Genomic DNA, 24,755 nt, shown 5'->3' on the forward strand with positions numbered 1-24,755 from the left:
AAGAGGCCCTCCATGTCCAAAGAAAATCGGAAATTCATCAAGACGACCTGCCCTCGCGATTGCTACGACGCCTGCGGAATGGTTGCAGCGGTAGACGACGGCCAGGTTCGTAAGGTCCTCGGCGATCCGGATCACCATGTGGCCAAGGGAGTTTTGTGCGGCAAATGTGCCATTGCCTATAACGGGGTTTGGCGGCAGCCGGACCGACGACTGACGCAGCCCCTTAAACGTGTCGGCAAAAAAGGTGAAGCCGCGTTTAAGCCGATTTCGTGGGATGAAGCCCTTGAGACGGTGGCCGGGCGGTTGAGGCCGCTTCTTGAAGAGAAACGCAACGAGACAATCGTCCATGCCCACTACACGGGCACCGTCGGGCTTATCGCCGGCTGGTATCCTCTCCGGTTCTTCTCGCACATAGGGGCGACTGAAATCGACCCGGACACAGTTTGCAACAAAGCAGGCCATGTCGCTCTCGAATACACGGTCGGTGATTCTCTTGACGGGTTTGATCCGGAAACCGTCAAAGATGCCGCGACCATTCTTGTCTGGGGGGCAAATCCTTCACACTCCGCACCCCACATGCACAAGGCCTGGCTGCGCGACCGATCAGCAAACATTGTCGTCATAGATCCTGTCGCCACCAATACGGCGCTTGATGTTGCGCAGACGCATTTGCAGCTTCGTCCGGGAACCGACGCGGCACTCGCGTTCGGTCTTCTTCATGTCGCGAAGTCGCACCAGCTGCTTGATCGCGTGTTCATCCAGTCAAACGTCAAGGGCTTCGATGAAATTGAAGCGGCAATCGATGCATCGGATCCGGAAACCACCGCGGAGCTGACGGGGCTCCCGGCGGAAAAAATTATCGAAGTCGGGCTTGCCTACGCGAAGGGTCCATCGATGATCTGGATGGGGCAGGGCATGCAGCGGACATCCCGCGGCGGGAACGCATTCCGCGCCATCCTCGCGCTTGTTGCAGGCACGGGTCAGATGGGCAAACCCGGCACCGGCTTTTGTTACATGAACGGGCCGGGCACGCGCGGTATCGACATGGACAGCGCGACCGCTTCCCAGATCGCGCAGGACGGCAAGTCTGTCAGCCATATGGACATGGCAGATACGCTGGAAAACGCAGCGCAGTCGCAGGCCTTTTTTACCTGGAACTGCAACCCCCTGGCATCGTCGCCCGATCAAACGCGTCTGCGCAAGGCGCTGGAGCGCGAAGACCTCTTCACGGTGGCGTGCGATGTCTTTGCCACCGACACGGTCGCCTATGCCGACATTGTGCTGCCTGCGGCGAGTTTCCTCGAGTTCAACGACATCGTCGCCCCGTATTTCCACCACACCTTGTCCGCACAGGTCAAAATCCAGGAAGCGCCCGGAGAGGCGTTGCCAAACCAGGAGATCTTCCGCCGTCTGGCCAGCAAATTGGAGCTCGAGGAGCCGCTGCTTTTTGAAAGCGACGACGACCTGCTTTCGCGAATTCTGGCGATGACTTCTTACGAAGGCGATTTCGCAGCCCTGTCCGAAGCTGGAACCGTTCAGATTTTCGATGAGCCGCGCATGCAGTTCCCGGACGGGTTTGCAACACCGTCCGGGAAAATCGAAATCGCATCTGCAGCCGCCGAAGCTGACGGTTTGCCGCGCGTGCCGGAACCGCATGCCGACAAACCGACCGAAGGCGGTCGGTTGCGCATTGTCTCCCCCGCATCCAAGTGGCAGATGAACTCTTCCTACGCCAACGATCCGGGCATCCAGGAGCAGATCGGTGCGATCGCTCTGCACTTGCATCCGCAAGACGCCGAAGCGCGCAACCTCTCAACAGGAGACGTTGCAACGCTGACCAACGAGGCCGGGGAACTGCCCGTCACAATCGACGTGAGTGAAATTGCACAACCCGGCATGGGTGTCGTTTACAAGGGCCGCTGGCCGAACGCAGAGGCTTCCGCAGCCAACATAAACGTCCTGCACAAGGGCGCAAAAAGCGATATCGGGGAAGCCACTTGCGTTCATTCCCTGGAAGCGGAGCTTGTTACCAGGGAGGCAGCCGAATGAGCACGGACGTGGATGTCGTCATCGTCGGTGCAGGGCCTGTGGGGCTTTTTGCGGTTTTCGCATGCGGGCAACTTGGCATGCGCGCGGCGGTGATCGATGCGCTCGCCGACCCTGGCGGGCAATTGACGGCGCTTTATCCGGAAAAACCCATCTACGACATCCCCGGACGTCCGCAAGTTCGAGCGGACCGGCTTGTCTCAGACCTTGTTGAACAAGCGGCGCCTTATCGGCCAGCGTATCTTCTTGGGCAGGAGGCGAGGAGCTTGTCCGAGGATCCTTGCGGTGTTTTTTCCGTCGAGACGTCCAAGGGTGAGTCAGTGCGCGCACGTGCAGTCGTGATCGCCGCAGGTGCAGGGGCGTTCGGCCCCAACCGGCCACCACTCAAGGACATTCGCGACTATGAGACAACCAGCGTTTTCTATCACGTTGCGCAACGGGATCGTTTTTCCGGCAAGCGCCTTGTGATCGCCGGCGGCGGTGACAGCGCTGTCGATTGGGCGCTGTCTCTGGCCGAAGTCGCGCAGGAGGTGACCGTCATTCACCGCCGCGACAAGTTCCGTGCCCATCCCGCCAATGTCGCGGCGATGAGCGCGCATCCGAACATAAACATTTTGACGAAACATCAGCTTGTCGACCTGAAGGGCTCCAATGGAACCCTTGAAGGGATTGGTGTCGGGCGGATTGGCGGTGAAACGACGGTCCTTGAAGCCGATGTGCTCCTCGCTCTATTCGGCCTTGCCAGCGACATCAGCGTGTTGCGCGATTGGGACATTGCCATTGAGGGCAAAGTGCTCCCGGTCAGTGCCGAGACCTGCCAAACCAGCCGTGATGGCGTCTTTGCGATCGGCGATATCGCGCATTACCCGGGAAAGCTGAAACTGATCCTGACCGGATTTGCCGAGGCGTCTCTTGCAGCCCACTCCGCGCATCAGCGCGTCTTTCCCGGCAAAGCAATCCACTCTGAGTATTCGACGACACGAGGTGTTCCCGGATCGTCGGAAAACCCTGTCCTTCAATCTGCCTGAGGCGACCATGAACATTCTTGTTTTTCAACATGTCGATGTCGAACATCCCGGAGTTTTCAGGGACTTATGGCTTGATGCGGGTTTGAGCTGGCATGCCGTTGAGATCGACGAAGGCGAACCGATTCCATCATTGGAAGACTTCGATCTCCTTGTGGTGATGGGAGGGCCAATGGATGTCTGGGAAGAGGATCTTTATCCTTGGCTGAAACCGGAAAAGGAAGCGATCCGCCGCTGGGTGATGGATCTCAACAAGCCGTTTCTCGGTATTTGCCTCGGCCATCAGCTGCTGGCAGAAGCCGTCGGCGGCCGCGTGGCGCCGAGCGCCTTGTCGGAAGTCGGTCCGACGCCGGCAAAGCTGACGGACGCCGGCCGTTCCGACCCGTTTTTTTCCGGCATCGGACCTGATCTCAAAACCTTTCAGTGGCACTCGGCTGAAGTTTGCGAACTGCCGGAAGGGGCAGTCGTCTTGGCGGAAAACGACGCGTGTGGCGTCCAGGCCTTCCGGTTCGGCCGGTACGCCTATGGCCTGCAATACCACGTTGAGATCACCGACAAGACGATCTCCGAGTGGGGAGAGATCCCCGCATACAAAGCATCACTCGAAGATGCGGTCGGCATTGAGAATATCCCGAAAATGGTCGCTGAAACCACAAGCCTTCTACCGACTTATCGTGCGGTGGCCGAACGCCTCCACACCAATTTCATGACGCTTATCGGCGTAGACAACCTTGTTGTGGCGCGCTGAAAGACGCGTTGCTGTCCAGGAAAGGAAAGACCAATGCTCGATACCCTCAACCTGAGCCAACACTGCAACACCGTCCCGGACCTGCAACTGGCAACCCGTGACGGCTCGGAAGCGTTCGTTAAAAAAATCGCCGATGCCGGATACAAATATGTCCGGTTTGAATTCCCTGACATGGCTGGTTTGTCACGCGGCAAGACCATCCCGATCGGCCACGTTGCTTCCTACATGCGCTCGGGCCTGAACTTTTACGGTGGAACGGTCGCTCTGGACAGCTATTCGATCCCGGTGAGGAACTCCGGCTACAACGAGGAAATGAATTATACCGATTGCATCCTTGTGGTCGACGAAGACACGCTGACACCGGTGCCGTGGCTCGACGAGACCTGTCGGGTGATCTGCGACACGATGTGGTACGACGGCAAACCGCAAATGGCGACGCCGCGGTTGCTCTTGAAGAAGATGCTGATGCTGGCCGATTCCATGGGTTACACCGTGAAGATGGGCCATGAATACGAATTCTACCTCGTCGATGCGGAAAAGCGTGCGCCGATCTTCTCCGGCCAGCCGATTTTCGTAACGGCTCGCACCCACGAACACCCCGCCGTCGACACCTTGATCAGAACGCTTGAAGAAAGTGGTATCGACATCATCACTTACAATGTTGAGCACGGTCCTGGTCAGGTGGAGATAAACTATTCGGCGCTTGACGGCGTTGCAGCTGCCGACCGGGCTTTCGTTTTCAAGAACACAGTCAAGGAGTTCATGAAGACGCAAGGGCTTCTGGCGACATTCATGACCAAACCCTACAAGGGACTTTCGGGAAGCTGCTCACATTTCCATGTTTCGTTGCTTGACAAAGACACTGGACAAAATGCGTTCCTGGATGCCGAACCCGAAGACGGCATGTCGCCTCTCATGCGGTCTTTCGTGCAGGGTATTCTCGATCATGCCCGTGCGTCGATGGCGATCTGGAGCCCGTCTCCGAACTGTTATCGCCGCATCCGTCCGCGCACTTATGCTCCGTCCAACATCTCCTGGGGTGTGCAGGACCGCTCGGCAAGCGTTCGTGTCAAGGCGAGCCGGGACCAGTCGCAACATCTCGAAGTACGCGTTCCCTCGGCACTGTCCAATCCGTATCTGGTGGCCGCATCGGTCATTGCCGCCGGGCTCTTGGGCGTGACCCAGAGACGAACGCTTGTCCCTGCAGGGCAAGGGCCAAAAGAAGACAACGATTCCTTTGAGAAACTGCCGACAACCATCGAAGACGCTCTGGAGGCGCTGGAAGCGGACGGTGCACTTTGCGAACTGCTCGGCGACGAGTTTATCAAGGTCTATCTTGCCATGAAGTGGCAGGAAACCAGCCGTTTGCGCGACCAGATCCCACCAGCTGAAACCGAAGAGTATTTCGAGCTCTATTGATGTTGAACTTGCGACAAACGCAACAGGTGCAAAAGCACCTGGCGGATCTCAGTGTTGACGAGTTGACGAGCCTGTTTGTGTCGGGGGAGGCCAGTCCGGTCGACGCGGCACAGGCCGCGCTCGATCGGATCGACACATACGGTCAAACGGTCAACGCGTTCGTGCACATCGACAAATCGACGACGCTTGAAATGGCTCGGGCATCGGAGGCACGCTATAGGGCCGGGTCGCCTTTAAGCGCAATTGATGGCGTTCCCACATCCATCAAGGATCTTGCACCGGTCGCCGGCTGGCCACTTAGACGCGGCTCCGAAGCTCTCGATCCGGATGCTCCGGTCATGGAGGACTCTCCTCCTGTTGCCAGGCTTCGAGAGGCCGGAGCAGTTTTCATCGGCAAGACATCGACGCCTGAATCCGGCTCCAGAATAGTAACCCGAAGCCGTGTGCATGGCGTCACCCGAAATCCTTACGCACTCGACAGGACGCCAGGCGGCTCCAGCGGCGGCGCGGCGGCTGCGCTTGCGACCGGAATGGGCACGCTTGCCCTTGGAACCGATGGGGCAGGGTCTGTTCGTATCCCGGCAGCATTCTGCAATCTTGTCGGCTTGAAACCAGGCTTCGGGCGTGTTCCGTCCTTTCCGCCTTCTATCTTCATGCCCCATTCGGTGACGGGGCCGATGGCGCGATCTGTTGCCGACGTTGCGGCCATGATTGAAGTGATGGCGGGTCAAGAGCCAAGAGACCCTTATGCCTGGCCGGTCCCGTATGCGCCGCGGGCAATTGAAGAGTGGTCGGTTGCGGGGCTTCGAATTGCCTTCACAAAAGGCCTTGGCACGCGCTCCCACGCCGACGAGGCGACAAGCAACGCGCTCCAATTCGCCGCCAATCTGCTTGCAGACGCTGGTGTTCACGTAGAGGAGGCAGATCCAGAATGGCCGCTCGATCCATTCGATCCGTTCATTGTATTCTGGGAAGCGACCTATGCCGGCTTTCTGGACACCTATCCTGCCGACCTCGCCGCAAAAATGGATCCGCTGATCCAGGAGATTGCTGCGCGGGGCCGGCAGATTGATGTTCTGGCCTATCACCGGGCGCTTTCGGAACGGTTGCATATCGCTGCAGCCACGAAGAGCTTCTTCTCGCGTTTTGACGCGGTGCTGGCGCCCGTGATGCCGACACCGGCTTTTGACTTGGATGCGGAGGCGCCACCGGGTGAATCTCCGGATGATTGGCGCTGGTGTCCCTACACATATGTTTTCAACATGACCGGTGAACCGGCCCTGTCCGTTCCGGCGGGCTTCACGGGCGATGGGTTACCAATCGGCCTTCAGATCGCGGGCCCCATGGGAACGGAAGAGCGTCTTTTGGAGATTGGTGCAGCGCTTGAAGAAAAGCTTCGTCTTTTTGAACGGCGCCCGCCGATTTTGGGGGCAGACTGATATGGAAATCATCGTAACGCTGGCCGACGGGTCATCGCGAACACTTGTTGCGGGCGAGGGGCTTTCGGTCATGGAAGTGCTGCGAGACGCCGGACTTATTGAAGGTGAGTGCAACGGTTCGCTCGCATGCGCGTCATGCCATGTCTGGGTTGACGAGGCGTGGAACGAGTCCCTTGGAGAGACAAGCGAAGATGAGGAAGACATGCTGGACGTTGCCTTCAATCTCGCGCCGACGTCGCGCCTAAGCTGCCAGATCTTCATCGGTCCGGCCACAAACGGCATCCGTGTCGCCTTGCCGAAAGCAATCTGAGAACGCGCTGAACCAAAACACGCGTTGTGGACTATGCGGCCCAACACGAAATGTGGCGCAAGTCATTCTTCGACGCTCAACGCTTAAACACTGGCGTCGCAAGGCTAAATTGGCTACAGGCCGTCGCGCCGAATTGGACAGGATAAAACTATTTGCCCGAGCTGTAGTTAATGTCGGCTTTCGGGAACAGATCGCAAGTATAGAGACTTCCGGTTAGGGCGCGCAATCCGGCTATTTGTGCTGATCGCTCGAAGGACCCTTTTGCGCGGCTCTGCCATTCCGATTTCTTGCTTCGCTCTAAATTGGCAAAGTCTTCACTAGCGACGCATATGCACATTTTCGCTCTGCAGCGCGAAAATCAGACGTCCTTCTGGGGTGACAGCTTCAAATCGTTGACGACAAACAAGCGCTTCGCTGGGGGTGGAATTCAGCTAGGCAGATGAACCGAATACCGGATCTCAAAGTGGCTTGATCAAAAGCACCCAGTATTCTGTGTCTGTTTCCCAATCCTCTTTCACACAAGGCGCTTTTGCCGCCTCTTTGTAACCCTTGCGCTCATAAAGACGTCGCGCGCCCGTGTTATTGTCGGCCACGATGACACTCGTCTTTTGCAGACCCTCGCTGCGTGCAATTTCCTCTGCAAGATCGAGCAAGCGCGAACCAAGCCCTTGGCCACGATATTCGGGATAACAGGCCAGAACGTTCACGTACCAGCTCGCGAGGGCCTGGTTTTCCAGTTCCTGCAACGGACGAAACAGGGCCGGGAAGTCGTCCGCGATTTCTACTGGCGCCGCGCCAATCTTGTAGCCGGTCAGGCCGGCGACCGCGCCAGTTCCGTGATCCACCACCACCACAGTGCCATCTCGTGCTTTTTCTGCCTGCCGCGCACGGCCGACTTCCCAGGGTTCTTGGCCTTCTGCTGCGAGGCCCGCCCAAATGTAGTGCGGTAATCCTTCACCTGCGTAATTTACGAGTTCAGCGAGCTCAGGAGCGTCCGCTTCGGTGGCCAGTTTCAACGGTGGTGTCAGCTCAACCATCCTTAACTCCATCAATTGGACCATAAGCCCGGCATGCCGGTCGAATTAGGATTTTCCAAGTTCATATTGTTTGTCGCAGAATATCGCTCGAAGTCATCTCGTTCAGGTGTTCTTCGACAAGGTCCGCCACCTTGTCCCGGAAAATGAAGGGTCCCAGATGGCCGACGCCTTCGACTTCAATCAACCGTGCATCGGGTAGCTTGCTTTTCAGCAGCTCACCGATCCGCTTCGTCTGTCTGTGCGTTTGCGACCCGATAATCAAGGTTGTCGGGTGCTGCACCTTCTGAAACGCCTCGTCCGGTTCGTAAAGCAGTGCGCCGAAATCCAAAGGACATTTTGATATCCAGTCGGTGAGCGCCGCACGTCGATCGCGGCGCAAGACCTGCCAGGCACCGAGTCCACCCCAAAAATCGGTGAAGACTTGCGCAGCAAAATCCGGGTAACCCTCTTCAATCGCATTATGAACCGAGGTCGCCAATTTCCTGATGTCGTCAAACAGGGCGGCATCCTCGGGTATTGCTCCGTTCAAGAGGCTAAAACTGGTCGGTTCATAGAGGCAGAGCGAGGCAACCAGATCCGGATGGTTCTGCGCGATGTGGAGCGCAACGGCGGCGCCATAGGAATGGCCCACCAGATGGACCGGATCAGAGACCTTATTTAGTTGATCAATCAGTGGCTTTGCTTCTTCTTCTAACGAATAGGTCGACATCGACCACCCAGCTGCAGCCGCCTCCGGGCCGGCCAGGTTCGGACGCATCACAAACACATCCGAAGAGAGCCACCGGGGCAGATGCTCCCATTGTGTGTTATCCGATCCGGAGCAATGCAAGGCCATCACCTGCAGCGTGTCGTAGCGCGGGTGCGGCGTGTGCGAGGTTTCGTGCCAGCGTTCCATGATTTGCATCTCGTCTGTCCTCTTGTCCGGTCTGCTTCAAGCACGTTGCGACCTTTGTCGCCTTGACTTGATGAACCACTCTTTAGCCAGCGCGATCCAGGTAGAGAATGATCGCGCCACCAGTCGGGATGACCGAACCGCCGAAAGCGCTCACGATTCCGTGTCCGTGAAACCAGTGCGCAAGGCTTCAGCGCATCCAGCGTCTCAGAGCGGCTTAAGCCGCGGCAATCCATGCCGGCGTAGAGGGAATTGTCACGCCGCCATCAATGCGGCGATGTGCATTTGCCTGCGGAGGCGAAAGCCCATGTCATGGTACAAGGCAATGGCGCTTTCGTTGTTGGCGAAGGTGTGCAGGAAGGGCGTTTCAGCACGTGCGTATATGCCCGCGGCGACAACTGATACAAGTCGGCGTGCAAGGCCTCGGCGTCTGTGGTTGGGATGGACACACACCGCACTGATCTCGCAGTAGCCGGATAGTCGCATGCGCTCGCCTGCCATCGCGATCAGTTGTCCGCGGTGTCGGATGCCCCAATAGGGTCCGAGGGAAAGTGTCCGGGAGGCAAAGGGGCCAGGTCTTGTCAGGTTCACCAGGTGACGCATGTCGTTCACGTCCGGCTTGGTGAGCCTCACGACTTCGGCAGTGTCCGGGGTCCCAAGTTGACGTTCCAGAACCATCTGCACACTGGGCACCTTCAATGTGCAAACAAGGCCCTTTGGAACGTGTACATCATTGGCCTGTAGCAAATGAACGCCGTCCGCGCGTATTTGGGTCAGGCGGGCAAGGCCCGCATGATCTGTCTCGTCTTCCGGGTCGGATGCCGCAAAAGGTGCAATGTCGGTGGGATAGGCGCGCGCCGAGCCCGCGCTTATCGCAATATCTGCTTGACGCGATGTAAGCGCAAACCAGATTGGCCGATCCAGTTTTGCCTGCGCGCGTTCCAAGAGCACGGCATGTCCGATCATGACGCTGACCCATTTGCACCGCGAACCGTATTCGGCGCCGACGGCTTGCGGACCCAGGTCGGCAGATACCCCATCGGGTCGTTGACGGTACAGGCATGAATGGGCTTGGCAAGACCCACCAACCGTTTCGAAAGCATGCCATTCCCGGCACTTGCAAGAACTTCAGTGGCGCCTCCAATCAGTTCACCACCGACGAAGACTTGCGGCACCGTGCGCATCCCAGTCTCGTCGAAAAGTGCGCGCAGGATATCGCCTCCGCGGTCATCGGCCCGAAAATCTGTGCTGTCAACGTCGATGGCCTTGAACGGAATTCCGGCGTCTTCGAAAAGTCGCCGCACCGACCAGCAGAACTCGCACCATTCGAAACCAAACATGACAACTGGTGCTTCAGGGTCATGAATCGCACTGCGCACGAAAGATCTGGCGGCGCCCGAAATCGCAATCGGCTTGGATTTTTCTGGTCTTGATTTTGATTTCGCCGGGGGAGGTGCAGAAGCGGCAATCTCTTTTTCTTCCTCGGTCATGTCCACGGCAATGCGTTCGAACAGCGGCGTGGAAAGGTACCGTTCGCCGGTGTCGGGTATCATTGCAAGAATAGTGCTTCCCGGAGGCACTTTTGATGCCAGATGCAACGCTGCCGCGACCGTCGCTCCACCGCTTGGTCCGCAAAAGATGCCTTCGCGACGAGCAAGCTCCTGACTGATCTTCAGCGCATCGGCGCCGGAAACTGGCTGGAAGAAATCGATCAGGCCGGCATCGTGAACGTCACCGGCAAGTTTGGGGATGTAGTCGGGAGACCAACCTTGGATCGGATGCGCACGAGAGTTCGGATGGCTTCGCGCAGCCGCCCCGTCCGGGCGTCGCAGTTGCGGGATGCTACTGTTGAGAATCTGGGAGTTCTCAGGCTCGGCGACAACGATTTTCGTCTCCGGGCTTGATGCTTTCAGTGCGCGTGCCACGCCATTCAGTGTACCCCCGGTTCCAAATCCTGTAACCCAGTAGTCCAGACCTATATCCTGAAAGTCGTTCAAGATTTCCTGTCCCGTCGTCCGCCTGTGAATGTCAGCATTTGCCTGGTTTTCGAACTGTCGGCAAAAAAACCAGCCGTGCTTTTCGGCAAGCTGCTCGGCGGTCCGGAACGTGCCCGTTCCGCGCTCCGCTGCCGGGGTGAGGATCACCTTCGCTCCCAGAAAACGCAGCAGCTTACGCCTTTCGACGCTGAAGTTTTCCGCCATCACGATCACGAGTGGATAGCCCTTCTGGGCACAGACCATTGCGAGTCCGATACCGGTGTTGCCGGAGGTCGCCTCGATAACCGTCTGTCCTGGCAAAAGCTCTCCGGACTTTTCCGCAGCCTCGATCACCGCGAGAGCAAGCCGGTCCTTGACGGACCCCATCGGATTAAATGCTTCGAGCTTTGCATAGAGCTCGACATGGGCAGGGCCAACATGATTGAGACGAACAACCGGCGTCTCTCCAATCGCCTCTAGGATTGATGCCTTTCGGCCCTCACTGCGCGCAATATCGGGAGTTGAGCGCGCACTCCTGGTTTCCTGAACTTGCGTCTTTTCAACGAGCAGGTTCGACATGATAAAGTCTCCTGAATTTCAGATGGTTCACGCAGCGCGGCGCGCATCTAGATAGTGAGCGACGTGATGTGCGAGTTCGGTACTGTCTGCTTCGGCGCCGGAGATCTGATGGGAGCGGCGGCGGCGAAGAAACGGCAATCCGAGGACGTAAAGCCCTGGCAAACCGCAAACACCTCCTTCGTGTCGAAGGCGGCCGCGCAGGTCGAAAACGGGCAGATCGAGCCAGGAAAAATCCGGCCGGAATCCGGTGGCCCAGAGAATCGTCCGAACCTTTTCGGCTTCCAGGTCAAGGGTGAGCCGCGGATCCCGGGGTATGGATGTCGCTCCCGGGCGCACCGCAGCATCAGCACTACCCAATCCGTTTTCCTTCACCCAATCGTCTGCAAGATCGAGAGTGCGGTTCATTTTCAGGTCCGCTGCGGTCGTTACATGCGCAAGTCCGCCGGAGAACAATGCTTTGCCGTCGCGTACGTCGGAAAACCGTCCGACGATTTCGACGCCAATGTCCTGAAGCGAATTCAAATCAATTGCTCCGCCCCCGACAAGCTGGGGCGCCGGAATCCGCCGGGCGCGCTCGACGTCATCGATCTCGCCGGTCGACTGGTCCAGAACGCCGGTAATGTCCAACCAGTGTTCAATGTCCTTGCCGCGATAAGTTCGCGGCAATCGCACATGGCTGCCCACCGACAGTGTTACAGGCCGTCCCGAGAGATGAAGCTCGCGAGCGAGCTGGACGCCGGTGGCCGCGGCTCCAACCACGAGCACCTTGCCATCCGGCAGATCGGCAGGCCGACGATAGTGGTCAGGCGTAATCTGAAGAATGCCGCCCGGAACTGCTCCGGAAATTGCCGGTACGTGTGGTTTGCCCGCCGCACCGCTCGCGATCACGACCACTTCCGCGGTGAAGGTTGCACGACTGGTGTCCACGCGATAACGCGTTCCATCGAAGCTGCAGCGTGAAACCCGACAATTGCAAAGAATCGGCGCCGCTATTGTCTCCGCGTAGTGGAAAAGCTGATTGGCCATTTCGCCGGACGCCATGAAGCCGTCCGGATCGAGCCCGTTATATGGGGCTCCGGGCAGTCCGTTTGCCCAGTTCGGCGTCAACAGGCGCAGGCTGTCCCAGCGTTCGCTTCGCCAGGATTGCCCGGCCGTGCCTCGTTCAAGCACGACATGGTCGATCGATCGCCGTGACAAGGCGCGGCTCATGGCGAGGCCGGATTGACCTGCGCCAACGACGATTACAGTTGCGTGCTTCATCGAATAGACCTGTTTTGTGGGTCGGCCCCTGAGCCGACTTATGCTTCGTTCAATTTGACTGGGTTGGGGGGCGCCGGTTTCACAGCGCCCCGGATACGGCCGCTAAAAGGGAAGATCCAAACGTCTGATCCTGGCATGAACGTCATGAACGTCGTAACGGATCAGTCCGAGGTCCCTCAGCATGCGGTCATTGTCATCGAGCGTGTCCAGATGCGATTTCCGGCGCTTTGCCATTGCGTTTCGCACGCCTAACCAACGCTCTTTCAAATGCTGAAACATGGTTGATTTCCTGTTTGAGGTAACAAGCAACGAAACCCCGTCAACCGACGGTGACGTGCACGTTTCCAGGGTTGGTGATGACGTCGAACACCGCCGACCGTTTTTGCGACTGAGCAACAAGCGCGGCAATATCCTCCGCCGATGCGTCGGCATCGATGTCGAAATGCACACGGATCGACTTGAAGCCGTTGCGCACGTCTGCGTCGATGCCCAGGATGCCGGCAAGATCCATGTCTCCTTCGACGGTGGCCTTGGCCGACGTGAGCTCAATGCCGCGATTCTCGGCAACGGAAGCAAGACCGGCCATCAGACAGCTTGCAAGTGCGCCCAGGACGATTTCGACGGGCGTCGCACCGTTGTCAGGGGCGGCGAATTGCGGTGGGTGGTCCGCATCGATCGTGAACACGCGGTCGTGCTTCTGTTCTTCGCCAAGGCCGTAAAAGCTCTCGATCGTGGAGCGGCTGTGCACGCCGTCGAGCCATTCACAGGAGGCTCGCCAAATGAACTTTCCTGCTTCTGGTGCCTCCGTGAGCGCCGTGCGCGCCTCGAGGATTGCTTGGACATTGACGCCGTTTTTTTGAGGCGTTTGAATTTCAATTGTCATCTTCCGGTTTCCTTTGATTTGTGTGAACGGTGCGGACCGGATCGGGTCCGCACCGACTTCTTGGAGGTTCAGAGACCAGCGCGGGTCGGGAGTTCAGCAAACAACTGGATGTGTGCGTTTAGGCCGAATTCTCCGGGCTCCACGCCATAGGTCTTGCCGTCGCTGTGCCAATTCACGGCAAGGCCGGCGGAAAGCTGTTCGCCCGAAAGCTGTAGGCAGGTTTCGTAGGTCTGGTCGTAAACGGCTGCACCGCTTGCATCGGCGGTGAAGATCGACTGGCTGCCGTCATAAGCGCCGGCAGGCAGGTCGTAGGTGCCGATGAACGGATCGGTAGCACCGTTGACCATGAAGAAGTGCCACAGGGTATAGACCCCATCTGGTACCAAACCTTCGAAATCTATGGTGAGGTGGCCCTGACCGTTTTCGCAGCGATACTGGCCATTGCCGGAGGCGCCGAGCCACTCCCTCAGGGTAAGCTTGAGATCTGCACCTTGAGGATAGGGGCCGTCTGCCTCGGGATTGCCCGGCATGTGGCGCTGCGGCTCCGCTGAAGCGAAAAGCGGTGCGTTCGGCAAATTATCCTTCGGACCGGGACGCCAGACTTCGCCGGAGCCCGTTTCCCGCTCGATATAGACATCCTGTTCGGCGACGCCGGCATCGACGTGGTAGATGAAGTTGACGTCAAACGCGACCGGAGCGTCCTTGACGGATGCGTCGATAGCCAATGCCGGTGAGGCGATAGCCGACGACAAAAGAAGGAGTGCGATTTTGCGCATGAATGTTCCTTTTCAATTTTAAAAAATGGGTGCGGCGGCGCCGCGGTTCGGCCAGCCGTCTCCTTTCCGCTGCAAAGTGGTGAGCGGTCGGTGATCGGCAGGTTTTCGTGATGAGGTCAGCTCAAGCGTGCCGGTTGCACGAATGGCCAATCTCGTTCATCTGGCGATAGTCATCGCCTCCGACCTTTGGCACGGGCGCATGCCCGGCCTGGCGGCTGGTGGCGAAAGTTGTGATATTTCATGGTTTCACAGTGCGATTTGAATGTGTCCCATGTCTACGCGGTTCGGCGCGCGGAGCGAATGACGGGACGACCAATCCGCATGACCAAACGTCCAGAATTTCTCACGCCCGTGTGAGGTGCGCTTTGTGCAGGAAGGTGTTGCCGCTTCTCAGTGACAGTAGTCAGGGCTTTGCGAAAGCTATATGTCTGCGACGGAAAAACCGTTTCGGGCGCAGTATTCTTCAAAAGGGTTCCGGGTTCGTGCTAAGTGCAAGCGATGAAACACGCGTTTGACGATTTCCTCGTAGATCGATCCGCATTGGAACTCTGGCGTGGGTCCGACCGGATCTCCATAGAGCCGCTTGTTTTCGACCTGCTGGTTTACTTGATTGATCAAGCCGACAGAGTGGTTTCGAAGGAAGAACTCATAGACGCGATCTGGAACGGCCGCTTCGTGTCCGATGCCGCTGTTGCAAGTGCTCTGCGTGATCTGCGCCGCGCCTTGGGCGACGACGGAAACGTTCAACGCTACATAAGGACAATGCGTGGCCGGGGAGTGAGATTTGTCGCGCCGCTTGTTCCGATCGGACAGGCTCCCGAGAATACACCGGACACGGAAATGGCAGCGCCTGATCAAAGCATCCGGTTCTGTCGTAGTCATGACGGTACACGGATCGCCTACGCCATGTCTGGCGATGGACCACCCCTTCTGAAAACAGGGCATTGGCTTACGCATCTCGAGTTCGATTGGGAAAGTCCGGTCTGGCGTCATGTCAATTCTGGCTTTTCCGAAACCCATCGACTCGTTCGGTATGACGGACGGGGAAACGGGTTGAGCGAATGGGACGTTTCGGATTTTTCACTGACGCGGCAGGTTGAAGATCTGGAGGCCGTAGCCGACGCGGCGGGCCTTTGCCGATTTCCGATCCTGGGGGTTTCGCAGGCAGCTGCATTCAGCATCGTTTATGCGGCAAAACATCCGGAACGGGTGAGCAAGCTCATTTTGTATGCGGGATACGAAAAAGGCTGGCGGCAAAGAGGGGACGAGGAAAAGATCAAGTCCGTCGAAGCCATGCTGACGCTAATGGAAAACCAATGGAGCGGTTCCATTGCTGTAGCTGAACTCATCAGCGCAACATATATGCCAGATGCCCCACCGGATCATTGGCAATGGTTCAGCGATATTCAACGCCGTTCCACAACAGGCATAAATGCGGCTGCGCTCCTGCAAGCTCTCGGCAATATTGATGTTCAACCGTTTCTTTCAGAAGTCAAAGCTCCAACGCTTGTTTTGCAGGGGCGCAACGATGGCGTAGTGCCACTCGAGTGTGGACAGAACCTGGCCGCAGGTATTCCAAATGCGCAGTTCGTTGGTCTGGATACGCGCAACCACATACTGCACGCAGGTGATCCGGCCTGGAGCCAGGTATTAAAACTGTGCAGAGAGTTTCTTGCGGACTGATTAAGCCGCATCTTGGGATCGCATGCGCCAATTGACGGGTGAACGACCCATCTCCCGTTTGAAGGCGCGCGAGAAAGCTTCGGGTGCATCATATCCAACACGATAGGCTATCTCCGCCATGGTCAGTCCGTCCGTGCGCAACAGTGCGGCAGCCGTTTCCATCCTTTGAGTCAAGATGTACTTTCGCGGAGCCATCCCCATCACCTCGGTAAATCGGTCAACGAATGCGGATCGCGACATCCCGATTTCACCAGCAAGGTCCTCCACGCGCGGCGGAGTGCCCAGGCTGGTGTGTATACGTGCCAGTGCACGTCCGATGCGCGGATGAGCCATGCCCTTGAGCCACCCGCCGGGCGACGGATTTTGATCAACATAGATTCGTAGCGCTTCGATCAGCAGCAGACGGCACATCCCGCACACCATTGCATCGCTCGAACGGCGACTAAAGGCGAATTCTCTTGCAGCTTTTGTGATCGAGGCTTCGATCCAACGGCGCGTGTCGAGGCTTTCGATATTGATAACAAGAAGGTCTGGAAGCGTGTTGAGCAATGGGTTCTGCTCGGAATTGCAGGCAATAAAGCCGCAAAGGATGCGTGTCTCCATCCCACCACCGCCGTGGACAATCCGCGTGAGATCTTTAAAGCCGCCGGATGAGAGAAGATTGTCGCCGCGGACTGGTTGCGCCCCGGTTCCGCTCGCGAGCACATGAGGAGCATTTGACGGCAGAAAAACCACATCTCCAGCTCTCACGCGACGCTCCTGGTGATAGCCACAGGACTTCTCAAGCGTGACGATCGCTTCGCCTTCGGTTACCAGATGGTAGGCAATGACCTGCCGGGGGACCGGAAAAAAACTCCGGTACTCCCGTTCAGCCAAACGTGCAGTTACCGCCCAGGGGCTGCTGAACTCAGCGTTCAGAAATACAGCCCCCAAGAGATCCAAGGATCCGATAATATTCGTTAAGGGATCATTTGACATTTTTATCCCGATCTAAAAAATGATGTGGTTTCAAGGTTCTGCAGTCATGATTTTTGTGACGTAGCGCGGCGCAAGTTCTTGTTTCGATCAATTCGATCTTCCATCAGGCCTGCTGGTTCTGCGACAAACAGAACATTGATGAGTGGTGTCATCAGGCGGCAAACAAAACCTGCCGCGCTTCCTGCAAGAGGGTTGAAACACGTTTTTTTGAATGCAGGGTTCGATTGACTCGCGGCAATATATGCTTTGAGTAACGTGTGAAACCGGGCTTCTTCGCGCGCAACAGACAGCGTTTTCGCGAGGTGCGTTGTGTGTATGTCGCGCATTTCGTCTCTTCCTTCTGTGCAATCGGCGTCGGTAATTCCACGTGCACCCGATAGAGTTGCTGCTAAAGCACATGAGCAACCGAAGCTTGGTCGGAACTTGGGGACTGCTAGGGGATTGAATATCTGCGCTGAGACAGGTCCAATTCCGCAAATCGCTAGTCTGGTGATGATTACCGACTGATCCGAGCGGTGTTCAGCACCGATTAGTCAAATCCCGATCCATTCATGCCAAAATCGACGAGGAAGAGATGGCAGACCAAAGACCACTTGAGGTACAGCTCCTCGCAATCCCGGAAACGTGCGGATCGGCGCTTTATGGAATGGTTGATGTCTTGGCGACGAGCGGCAGGGTCTGGCGCGAAATTTCCGGTCTTGAAGCCGGTCCAGAACTAATTCGGACGCGCATCGTTTCACCGTGCGCTGAACAATTCCGGTGTGAAAATGGTGTCCCGGTCAGTCCGGATCTCACAACGGAATACAGCAACGTTCCCGAAGTTCTCGTCATCATGGACATCTGGGTCGGAGCAGACGATACCGTTGCCGATCGATATGAAGAGCTGAGTGCATGGCTGAAGCACTGCTGGTCCAACGGCACAATCATCTATTCGGCGTGTTCGGGCGCGATCATGCTCGCTGCAGCCGGGCTTCTGGACGGACGCTCGGCAACTTCGCACTGGGTCTACGAAGACATGTTTCGCGAGCAGTTTCCTGAAGTGAACTTCGATCCGACACCCGCGCTCGTTTTTGCTGACGGCAGCGGACGTCTGGTAACAGCCGGAGGTGCCTATTCCTGGCACGATCTCGCACTCCATATTATCTCGCGCCATATCTCTCCAGGCGAAGCCGTCTCAACTGCCAAATTTTTTCTGATGAGCTGGCACGCTGATGGCCAATTGCCCTATGCCAATCTCGCGCGGCAACGGCCGCATGCAGACAGCCTCGTGCGCAGGGCGGAAACGTGGCTGGCGGCAAATTTATGTCATTCCGATCCCGTGACCGGCGTGGTCGAAGTGATCGGTGTTCCCGAAAGAAGTCTGAAACGCCGTTTTTCACAGGCAACCGGCAATACAATCATCGGATACGTTCAAAACCTCCGGGTTGAAGCCGCGAAACAGGCGTTGGAGGTAAGTCAAAAACCGGTCGATGAGATTTCGGTGGAAGTGGGCTACGAAAACGTCGCCTTTTTCCGGCGGCTTTTCAAGCGCGCGACTGGGTTGACCCCGAGGGAATACCGCAAGATGTACGAACCGTTCTGGACTGATCAATCCATGCGAAAAATGCCGCACGTTGATGTTCAACGGAAAATCGCCTGATGCGGGTGTCTTCGCATTGGCTATGAGCAAGTTCCGTTGCGCACGACAGCGTCTGCGCGCGTCGCCGGCTCCTCTCTTAGGTCCCGCAACTCAATGGGTGAGTAACCGGTCTCTCTTTTGAATGCACGCGAAAACGCTTCGGGTGCGTCGTATCCGACGCGATAGGCAATCTCGGCGGTACTTAACCCGGTCTCACGTAAGAGCACTGTTGCCGCTTCCATTCTTTGAGCGAGGATGTACTTACGCGGACCCATTGACATTACTTCGGTGAAGCGGTCCACGAACGCAGAGCGCGACATGCCGATTTCTGCCGCGAGTTCCTCGACGCGCAGTGAAGCGCTTAGATTCGTGTGTATTCGGGCGAGCGCGCGGCCAATGCGTGGATGGGCCATGCCGTTGAGCCATCCGCCCGGTGACGATTGCTGCTCAACATGATTTCGCAACGCCTCGATCAGCAGCAGCCGGCACAAGCCGGACACCATCGCATCGCTTGAGTCTCGGCTCGCGGTGAATTTGCGCGCGGCCATTGCGACCGACGCCTCGATCCAGCGGCGGGTCTCGAGACTTTCGATGTTAATCACCAGAAGCTTGGGAAGCGTGTCGAGCAGCGGGTTTGGAACTGAATTGGAAGCCATGAATCCGCACAGTATACGCGTGCGCGCTCCGCCTCCGCCGTGGACGATCCGCACGAGGCCGTCCTGACCGGCTGGCAGCAAGAGATCGTCTCCGCAGATCGGGTTTTCGCCCGTCCCGCTCGCGAGCACATGCTGTTCATTCGACGGCAGAAAGACGACATCGCCGACTTTTACGCGCCGGTGTTCCCTGTAGCCTTCGGATTGATCGAGAGAGACGATCGCCTCGCCCTCTTTGACCACGTGATACGCGATGACCTGGCGCGGGACCGGCATGAACGGTCGACAATCTTCTTCTGTCACATGCGCGGTGATCGCCCAGGGAGCGGTAAACTCCGCGTTGAGGAAAACGGCCCCCATGAGATCGAGGGACCCGACAATGTCCGTCAATGGATCACTTGACATTTTGAATCCGCTCTCGTGTTTGGGTCAGAACCTTTCAATGACGTCTTTTGTTGTGTTTTCTCGGATTTCGGCTGACGCGTACGTCAATACCCTAATGCAAAAAGATGTGTCTATCGGCCGCAGATCACATTCTTGGCAACCCACGGACCAGAAAAACTTGATGACAATGCCTTTTGATCCTCGACGTGGTCGCGCGCGCGTAGCCTTACGGGCTTTTTTTCGGACAACCAGGATCGCAAATCCCTTATGCCCGTTCCGGGCTCGGTCTTCGTCGAAGGGGACGCAGGTGTTCAAGTCTTGCAAGCAGGCAACGCGAAATCTCGCAACGTATCGAAAAAACAAATCATTTCACCGGGCCGAGTTCACCGCCGACTTCGCGCAGCAAGGTTCCGTCATTTGGGCGAGAGATCGGCAGATCAGACTGGGTTGTCGAAAAGATCGATACCGCATCTTTTCAACGAGACTGATTTTTCGAACAGGGCAATGGCTTTGCGGTTTGGGTTAAGTGATGCCGAACTCCGCTCTCATCTGATTTCAATATCGGGATCGCTATCGGCATTCCTGCTCCATTGATCATCGAAAAAGCGAACGGTGTCTGGAAGAATTGATCGCCAAAACGCCCAGTTATGGCATCCATTTCCAACTCGCAGCTCGGGCTTTTGGCCAAGTTGACGTAACTCGAGAAACATCTCGACCGTGCCGTCATATGACCCGAAAAAGTCATCGTCACCGACGGCAAGCAAAACTCGAGGTAGGTCCGCTGCTGATGATGCTGTTTCTGCATAGCTAAATGGAGACTCTGCAATATAGTAGCCAAGATCGAAAGGCGACCCGAAGGTGTTTGCGTACCAGTGTTGCCTTTTCGCAAGGCGTGCCTCTTCCGGTCCGTGCTGCCAGGACAATCCATCTTTCTTGAAAAGGCCCGGACTTAGCGCTGCAACAGCGCCGAATACCTCGGGATGCTTGAACGCGAGCCTAAGCGCGCCGTAGCCTCCCATGGAAATTCCTGCCAAACCGCGACTGGCTGCTTTCGGCACGGTGGGGTATCGCCCGTCGATCTCTTCGACAAGCCCGCGTACAATCGCGCTCTCGTAGTCGCCTGGGCCACCAAAACGAGCGCTGTCAATGTACCAACTCTTTCCTGCATTCGGCATAACTGCGATCAACGGCGCGATCGCGCCGGTAGCAATCAAACGATCGAGTACCTTTGGAAGCTCGCCAGCGTGCTGCCACTCCTCTCCCGAAGCACCGAAGCCATGGAGAAAGTAGATGACAGGCAGGCGTACACCTTCGGCGAGAGCCGCGTCCGGCAAGTATATGTCGTATTCTATTGCCGGTGCCTTGAGGGTCGCTTTGGTGACCTGATCCTTAAGGAGGGTACCGGCGCTGGATACGGATCCAGTACAAAAAAACGCAATGATTGCTGAAACTGCGACTCGTGCCGCGTGCCAGATCAGTTTGTTGGTTCTGGCCGCGGAGGTGCTTCTTCGCGCCTCTAAGTTCGGATGTGTCATTTTTACCTTATGGCTCAATTATGAAACACAGCCGATCTATCGCCCACACTCTCTAATGAAAATGACGCAACAACCGCACAATCTGATTGAACCGCCAGTCTCTTTCACGGAAGTGTGAGTGTTTTGAGGGATGAACGACGGACCAAAATTTCAGGAGAACGCGATGTGAAACGGCGAGAGCTATCCAAACTCTTCAAAAAACGCTGGCCAGAGCTGAAGGCAGGCAGATGAAATCACTTTATTTGATTTTTTCTTGTTGCTGGTTTTCGTTCAATCAGAAGCGAATGCCAGCTTCGTGTCCAATCTGTGAATTCAATGTAGAGGTAATTAATGTCCGCTTTCGGTAGCGTGAGCGAAGCGTCCGAACGTTCGCTATGGGCGCGCAAAGAGGTCTTTTGTGTTTCTGCAAAAAAGGTCCACTCCGAGCCCTAGTGCCACATACCGCGATCATCATGAATGGCGGATTCGTGGGTCGCCTCAACTCATTCTGTGGGTGCTGTCAGCTTGGGTGTCGTTCGAGATCTAAAAGATCCAAGGATTGTGGCCAGGTGACCGAGTCTTTTCTCAACAGAGCTTCAATAGTCAAATGTGAAGCAGCTGATAGAAGCCGCTTTTCATTATAGTGTTTATGTTTTTGGTTCTATATCTTACAATGATGTGAGATATAGAGAGGGTCAATGTTACAGGCTGCGTTTGAGCGGGAGACTGTTGTCAGATCGTTGAAAGTTGCACTGGTCGTCGGAACGGCGCTCAATCTCATCAATCAGGGTGATGCGATGTTGAACAACGAACACGTCAATATCTTCAAGTGCCTGCTTACTTATGCAGTTCCCTACTGCGTCGCGACTTATGGCGCCGTTTCTGCGTTGCGGGCGAGGAAACCTGGCTCTGACCAAGAGCTGCAATGAACGGAAAACAACCGATGTCTTTGGACGATCGCGAGAAGTCATACAAGATCGGAGATCTTGCTCAGCTGTCGGGTTTGAGTATCCGCACCATTCGCGGCTATGAAGAGATGGGCATCATTTCATCTGTCCGCTCAGACGGCGGAACAAGGTATTACTCAGGCTCCGGTCTGGCGATTGCAAAACTGGCGCATCGCATGCGCAGTCTCAACATCCCGGTCACCACCATCCAGGAAATTGCGACGAGACGCCGGGACTTCGAAACCGGCGATTTGTCCAGTGCGGCAATGACGGAAATTCTGGAAAGCCTTTCGGACGAACTCCGCGGGCAAGCCGCTCGAATGCTCGAACTTGAAGACGAAGTCATGCGGACACTGCGGTTGATACGCGGTTGCAATGGCTGTCAAAACCTGCCGACCCCAAAAACCTGCCCGGATTGCCCGATGGAAACCAGCGCCAACAAAACCGATCTGTCTCAGATGATCTGGCAGGATACCTAGGCCTAAACCCTGAAGACCTTGCCGATCAGTGGCCAACGCAGCTCGAATACATGATCGATGCGTTCGAGGTCGTTGTCTTTTGGCTCAGGTATTTCGACGCCAGCGCTCAGCGCGGCTTGCAGCCCAGACCATGTCGCCAGGTATCTTTCAAACTGATCCAAATCGAACCAGTGGCTCCGGTACGTTTCAGGTAGCGTCATGGCCTCGCCCGGAATCGAAATGCCTGGATACCCAGCCATGACATCGGCGCGCGCGGTTTCCCAACAGGGATCGATGGCTTCAAAGACCGGGGTGTAGGCATGTTTTACGGGTGCAGGTATGTCGACCTCTCCCCAGCACAGCGCGGCGAACACACCGCCTGGTCTCAAAACTCGAAGCGCTTCCGACAGATGCTTGTCCCGATCAAAGTTATGAAAGGCCTGGATCGAGATCAGAAGATCAACGGAGCCTTCTTCGAAACGCAAGTGATTTGCGCTTCCTGCCACCTTTCTTACGTTTGGCTCGCAGTGCCCATGAACTGGATTGATATCCAAGGCGATTGAATGCTCGTAGGTGCTGGCCAACACGTTTGCGGTGCCAGTTGTGCCAGCACCGCAATCAACGCACAGAGCGTTGCGCTCCGGCAACCCGGAAATCCAGGACAACAAGCCCGAAGGAGTAAGTGGGTCGCCGGGCATACTCACATCTTCAACAGACTTGCCATTTCATCGGCTTCGCCTTCGTACATATGGTGAGACAAATCCGGGTTCGGGAATTGGCCTCCGTGAGCGCGTTCGAAATAGGCCGTATATGCTCTGCGCATTTCACCCATAACATCGCCAAACACTTCACGCTTGGGCGGAATTGGGAAGACCGAACAGCCGATTATGTCGCTGGAGACGTGGAAAATCCCGTGTGCGTGCGGTCCGGACCCCAGGCTTGCCACTGCGACCGGCAGATTCTCGTAGCACCATTTGGTAAACTCGACCGAGGTGTGTTCGAACAAAGCGGCAAAAATCCCGGCGTCGATCGACGCCTTTACAAGTTCGAGAATGCTCGCGGCTTCTTCTGCGGTGCGGCCCGCCGGAGCATGGCCCGAGTTCATGACCGCGCGCTCTCCCTGCACGCCGAAGTGTCCGACAACTGGAATGCCGGCTGCAACGATGGCACGGATGTGCTCTACGGTGCCCAGAGAGGGCTCAATGTGAACACCATCAGCACCTCGCTTCACGACCCGCGCGGCATTGCGCACGGATTCTTCGATTGAGATACACGCTGTTGTGTTGGGCATATTGCAGATTATGAACGGTGAAGATGCTCCACGCAGGACACCGTCCAGCATGTAGAGTTGCTCCTCAAAATCTACCGTTGCCATAGATTTGTGACCCATGAGGCCCATTGGCCCGGGGCTGCCGCAGCACAGAAGATCCATGCCGAGTTCTTCCGCGATGATTGCGCTTGGCGTGTCATGGCACTCCATGCCGACGATGCGCTCGCCCTTTGCGACCTTCTCTGCCAGGTGCTTAAGCCTTGTTTTTCTGCGCTTTACCACTTCCTCTCCTCCTATGGATTGTGATGAAGAGGACACTAGCCCGGGCCTCCAACGTTTTCTGTCAACCAGTTGACAGTCACTGAAACCGGCTGCCCGCAATGGGATTTGACAAAGTGGGAAATTTTAATAATCTAACATCTATGTAAGATAATTGATGACGCATGTGGACGCGACCTGAATTCACGAGTGTCTTGAGTACCAAACGGGGTCTCGCGCTCCACGTCGGTTACATGTCTTGAAGGGGAGGTCAGGGCATTTGAAAACTCAACGCAAGATCGACAGTCTGTGTCATGGACTGCCTTGGCAAGAATGGGACGCGGTCCTCGCAAATGGGCGGCACACAACGGTGTCGAGCAACTCCTGGCTTGAAACTGTTGTTGAAGAGGGCGAAACAATCGCGCTTTTCCTGAGTGGCCGCGTCGGTTTGCGTCCTTTGCGGGAAGACGTCGAGGGCAATGAGACCACAATCCCTTATTCCGCACCTGCGGTTCTTTCCTTGTCCGAGGACCTGGAGCACGAGAGCGCGCATTGGGTCCTGGTACAATCAACAGTTTGCTTGTTCACGTCGCAGAAACTTC

The 24,755-nt window shown here is 56.6% G+C and carries 24 protein-coding genes; 10 read left to right on the forward strand and 14 right to left on the reverse strand.

Annotation, left to right across the window (positions count from 1 at the left end):
* Positions 1-12: 12 nt before the first annotated feature.
* From RBB47_RS11105 to RBB47_RS11130, 6 genes are read left to right on the forward strand one after another with little or no spacing between them, the layout of a single operon-like run.
* Positions 13-2,049, forward strand: coding sequence for a molybdopterin-dependent oxidoreductase (locus RBB47_RS11105; RefSeq protein ID WP_305985862.1), 2,037 nt, complete (start codon positions 13-15; stop codon positions 2,047-2,049).
* Complete coding sequence (locus RBB47_RS11110; protein ID WP_305985863.1) at positions 2,046-3,074, forward strand: NAD(P)/FAD-dependent oxidoreductase; 1,029 nt, start codon at positions 2,046-2,048, stop codon at positions 3,072-3,074. The genes RBB47_RS11105 and RBB47_RS11110 overlap by 4 nt, the downstream gene beginning before the upstream one ends.
* A 7-nt stretch (positions 3,075-3,081) precedes the next feature.
* Positions 3,082-3,819 (forward strand): type 1 glutamine amidotransferase, encoded by a 738-nt coding sequence (locus RBB47_RS11115; protein WP_305985864.1) that lies wholly within the window; start codon positions 3,082-3,084, stop codon positions 3,817-3,819.
* A 33-nt stretch (positions 3,820-3,852) separates the two neighbouring features.
* Positions 3,853-5,238 (forward strand): glutamine synthetase family protein, encoded by a 1,386-nt coding sequence (locus tag RBB47_RS11120; protein ID WP_305985865.1) that lies wholly within the window; start codon positions 3,853-3,855, stop codon positions 5,236-5,238.
* A complete protein-coding gene (locus RBB47_RS11125) occupies positions 5,238-6,677 on the forward strand; it encodes an amidase family protein (protein WP_305985866.1) in 1,440 nt (479 codons plus the stop codon). The genes RBB47_RS11120 and RBB47_RS11125 overlap by 1 nt, the downstream gene beginning before the upstream one ends.
* 1 nt (position 6,678) lies before the next feature.
* Positions 6,679-6,987, forward strand: a complete 309-nt coding sequence (locus RBB47_RS11130) for a 2Fe-2S iron-sulfur cluster-binding protein (protein WP_305985867.1) — start codon at positions 6,679-6,681, stop codon at positions 6,985-6,987.
* A gap of 458 nt (positions 6,988-7,445) precedes the next feature.
* Here RBB47_RS11130 and RBB47_RS11135 read toward each other — a convergent pair whose 3' ends face one another.
* From RBB47_RS11135 to RBB47_RS11170, 8 genes are all read right to left on the reverse strand, one after another.
* Positions 7,446-8,024 carry a GNAT family N-acetyltransferase gene (locus tag RBB47_RS11135; protein ID WP_305985868.1) on the reverse strand — a complete coding sequence of 193 codons (579 nt, stop codon included), beginning with the start codon at positions 8,022-8,024 and terminating at the stop codon, positions 7,446-7,448.
* Positions 8,025-8,085: 61 nt separating this feature from the next.
* Complete coding sequence (locus RBB47_RS11140; protein ID WP_305985869.1) at positions 8,086-8,928, reverse strand: alpha/beta fold hydrolase; 843 nt, start codon at positions 8,926-8,928, stop codon at positions 8,086-8,088.
* 243 nt (positions 8,929-9,171) lie between these two features.
* Positions 9,172-9,882, reverse strand: a complete 711-nt coding sequence (locus RBB47_RS11145) for a GNAT family N-acetyltransferase (RefSeq protein ID WP_305985870.1) — start codon at positions 9,880-9,882, stop codon at positions 9,172-9,174.
* Entirely contained in the window at positions 9,879-11,471 is a 1,593-nt protein-coding gene (locus RBB47_RS11150; RefSeq protein WP_305985871.1) for a pyridoxal-phosphate dependent enzyme, read from the reverse strand. Before RBB47_RS11150 ends, RBB47_RS11145 begins: the two co-directional genes overlap by 4 nt.
* Before the next feature lie 27 nt (positions 11,472-11,498).
* Positions 11,499-12,731, reverse strand: a complete 1,233-nt coding sequence (locus tag RBB47_RS11155; protein WP_305985872.1) for an NAD(P)-binding domain-containing protein — start codon at positions 12,729-12,731, stop codon at positions 11,499-11,501.
* A gap of 102 nt (positions 12,732-12,833) precedes the next feature.
* The gene (locus RBB47_RS11160; RefSeq protein ID WP_305985873.1) at positions 12,834-13,010 is read right to left on the reverse strand and encodes a hypothetical protein; all 177 of its coding nucleotides are present in this window, start codon (positions 13,008-13,010) and stop codon (positions 12,834-12,836) included.
* A gap of 40 nt (positions 13,011-13,050) precedes the next feature.
* Positions 13,051-13,614: an OsmC family protein gene (locus tag RBB47_RS11165; RefSeq protein WP_305985874.1), complete on the reverse strand. Its 564-nt coding sequence runs from the start codon at positions 13,612-13,614 to the stop codon at positions 13,051-13,053.
* A gap of 68 nt (positions 13,615-13,682) precedes the next feature.
* Positions 13,683-14,390 (reverse strand): hypothetical protein, encoded by a 708-nt coding sequence (locus RBB47_RS11170; protein WP_305985875.1) that lies wholly within the window; start codon positions 14,388-14,390, stop codon positions 13,683-13,685.
* Positions 14,391-14,888: 498 nt separating this feature from the next.
* On the opposite strand from RBB47_RS11170, the gene RBB47_RS11180 reads away from it, so the two are divergent.
* The gene (locus tag RBB47_RS11180; RefSeq protein WP_371932769.1) at positions 14,889-16,073 is read left to right on the forward strand and encodes an alpha/beta fold hydrolase; all 1,185 of its coding nucleotides are present in this window, start codon (positions 14,889-14,891) and stop codon (positions 16,071-16,073) included.
* Here RBB47_RS11180 and RBB47_RS11185 read toward each other — a convergent pair whose 3' ends face one another.
* On the reverse strand, positions 16,074-17,051 hold the full coding sequence (locus RBB47_RS11185; RefSeq protein ID WP_305985876.1) for an AraC family transcriptional regulator: 978 nt from the start codon (positions 17,049-17,051) through the stop codon (positions 16,074-16,076).
* Positions 17,052-17,095: 44 nt separating this feature from the next.
* On the reverse strand, positions 17,096-17,377 hold the full coding sequence (locus RBB47_RS11190; RefSeq protein ID WP_305985877.1) for a hypothetical protein: 282 nt from the start codon (positions 17,375-17,377) through the stop codon (positions 17,096-17,098).
* 248 nt (positions 17,378-17,625) lie between these two features.
* Here RBB47_RS11190 and RBB47_RS11195 point away from each other — a divergent pair, with 248 nt between their 5' ends.
* A complete protein-coding gene (locus RBB47_RS11195; RefSeq protein WP_305985878.1) occupies positions 17,626-18,690 on the forward strand; it encodes a GlxA family transcriptional regulator in 1,065 nt (354 codons plus the stop codon).
* Positions 18,691-18,710: 20 nt separating this feature from the next.
* On the opposite strand, the gene RBB47_RS11200 is transcribed toward RBB47_RS11195, so the two are convergent.
* Together RBB47_RS11200 and RBB47_RS11205 are read right to left on the reverse strand one after the other, a co-directional pair.
* Positions 18,711-19,727: an AraC family transcriptional regulator gene (locus tag RBB47_RS11200; protein ID WP_305985879.1), complete on the reverse strand. Its 1,017-nt coding sequence runs from the start codon at positions 19,725-19,727 to the stop codon at positions 18,711-18,713.
* A gap of 524 nt (positions 19,728-20,251) precedes the next feature.
* Entirely contained in the window at positions 20,252-21,241 is a 990-nt protein-coding gene (locus RBB47_RS11205) for an alpha/beta hydrolase family protein (RefSeq protein WP_305985880.1), read from the reverse strand.
* A 677-nt stretch (positions 21,242-21,918) separates the two neighbouring features.
* On the opposite strand from RBB47_RS11205, the gene nrtS reads away from it, so the two are divergent.
* Positions 21,919-22,149: a nitrate/nitrite transporter NrtS gene (nrtS, locus tag RBB47_RS11210; RefSeq protein ID WP_305985881.1), complete on the forward strand. Its 231-nt coding sequence runs from the start codon at positions 21,919-21,921 to the stop codon at positions 22,147-22,149.
* A gap of 14 nt (positions 22,150-22,163) precedes the next feature.
* The gene (locus RBB47_RS11215) at positions 22,164-22,646 is read left to right on the forward strand and encodes a MerR family transcriptional regulator (protein WP_305985882.1); all 483 of its coding nucleotides are present in this window, start codon (positions 22,164-22,166) and stop codon (positions 22,644-22,646) included.
* Positions 22,647-22,648: 2 nt separating this feature from the next.
* Here RBB47_RS11215 and RBB47_RS11220 read toward each other — a convergent pair whose 3' ends face one another.
* Both RBB47_RS11220 and RBB47_RS11225 read right to left on the reverse strand, forming a co-directional pair.
* Positions 22,649-23,272 (reverse strand): class I SAM-dependent methyltransferase, encoded by a 624-nt coding sequence (locus tag RBB47_RS11220; RefSeq protein WP_305985883.1) that lies wholly within the window; start codon positions 23,270-23,272, stop codon positions 22,649-22,651.
* A 53-nt stretch (positions 23,273-23,325) separates the two neighbouring features.
* Positions 23,326-24,177: a 3-methyl-2-oxobutanoate hydroxymethyltransferase gene (locus tag RBB47_RS11225; protein ID WP_305985884.1), complete on the reverse strand. Its 852-nt coding sequence runs from the start codon at positions 24,175-24,177 to the stop codon at positions 23,326-23,328.
* Between the last annotated feature and the right edge of the window lie 578 nt (positions 24,178-24,755).

It is taken from the genome of Roseibium sp. MMSF_3544 (assembly GCF_030732845.1).
GTDB lineage: Bacteria > Pseudomonadota > Alphaproteobacteria > Rhizobiales > Stappiaceae > Roseibium.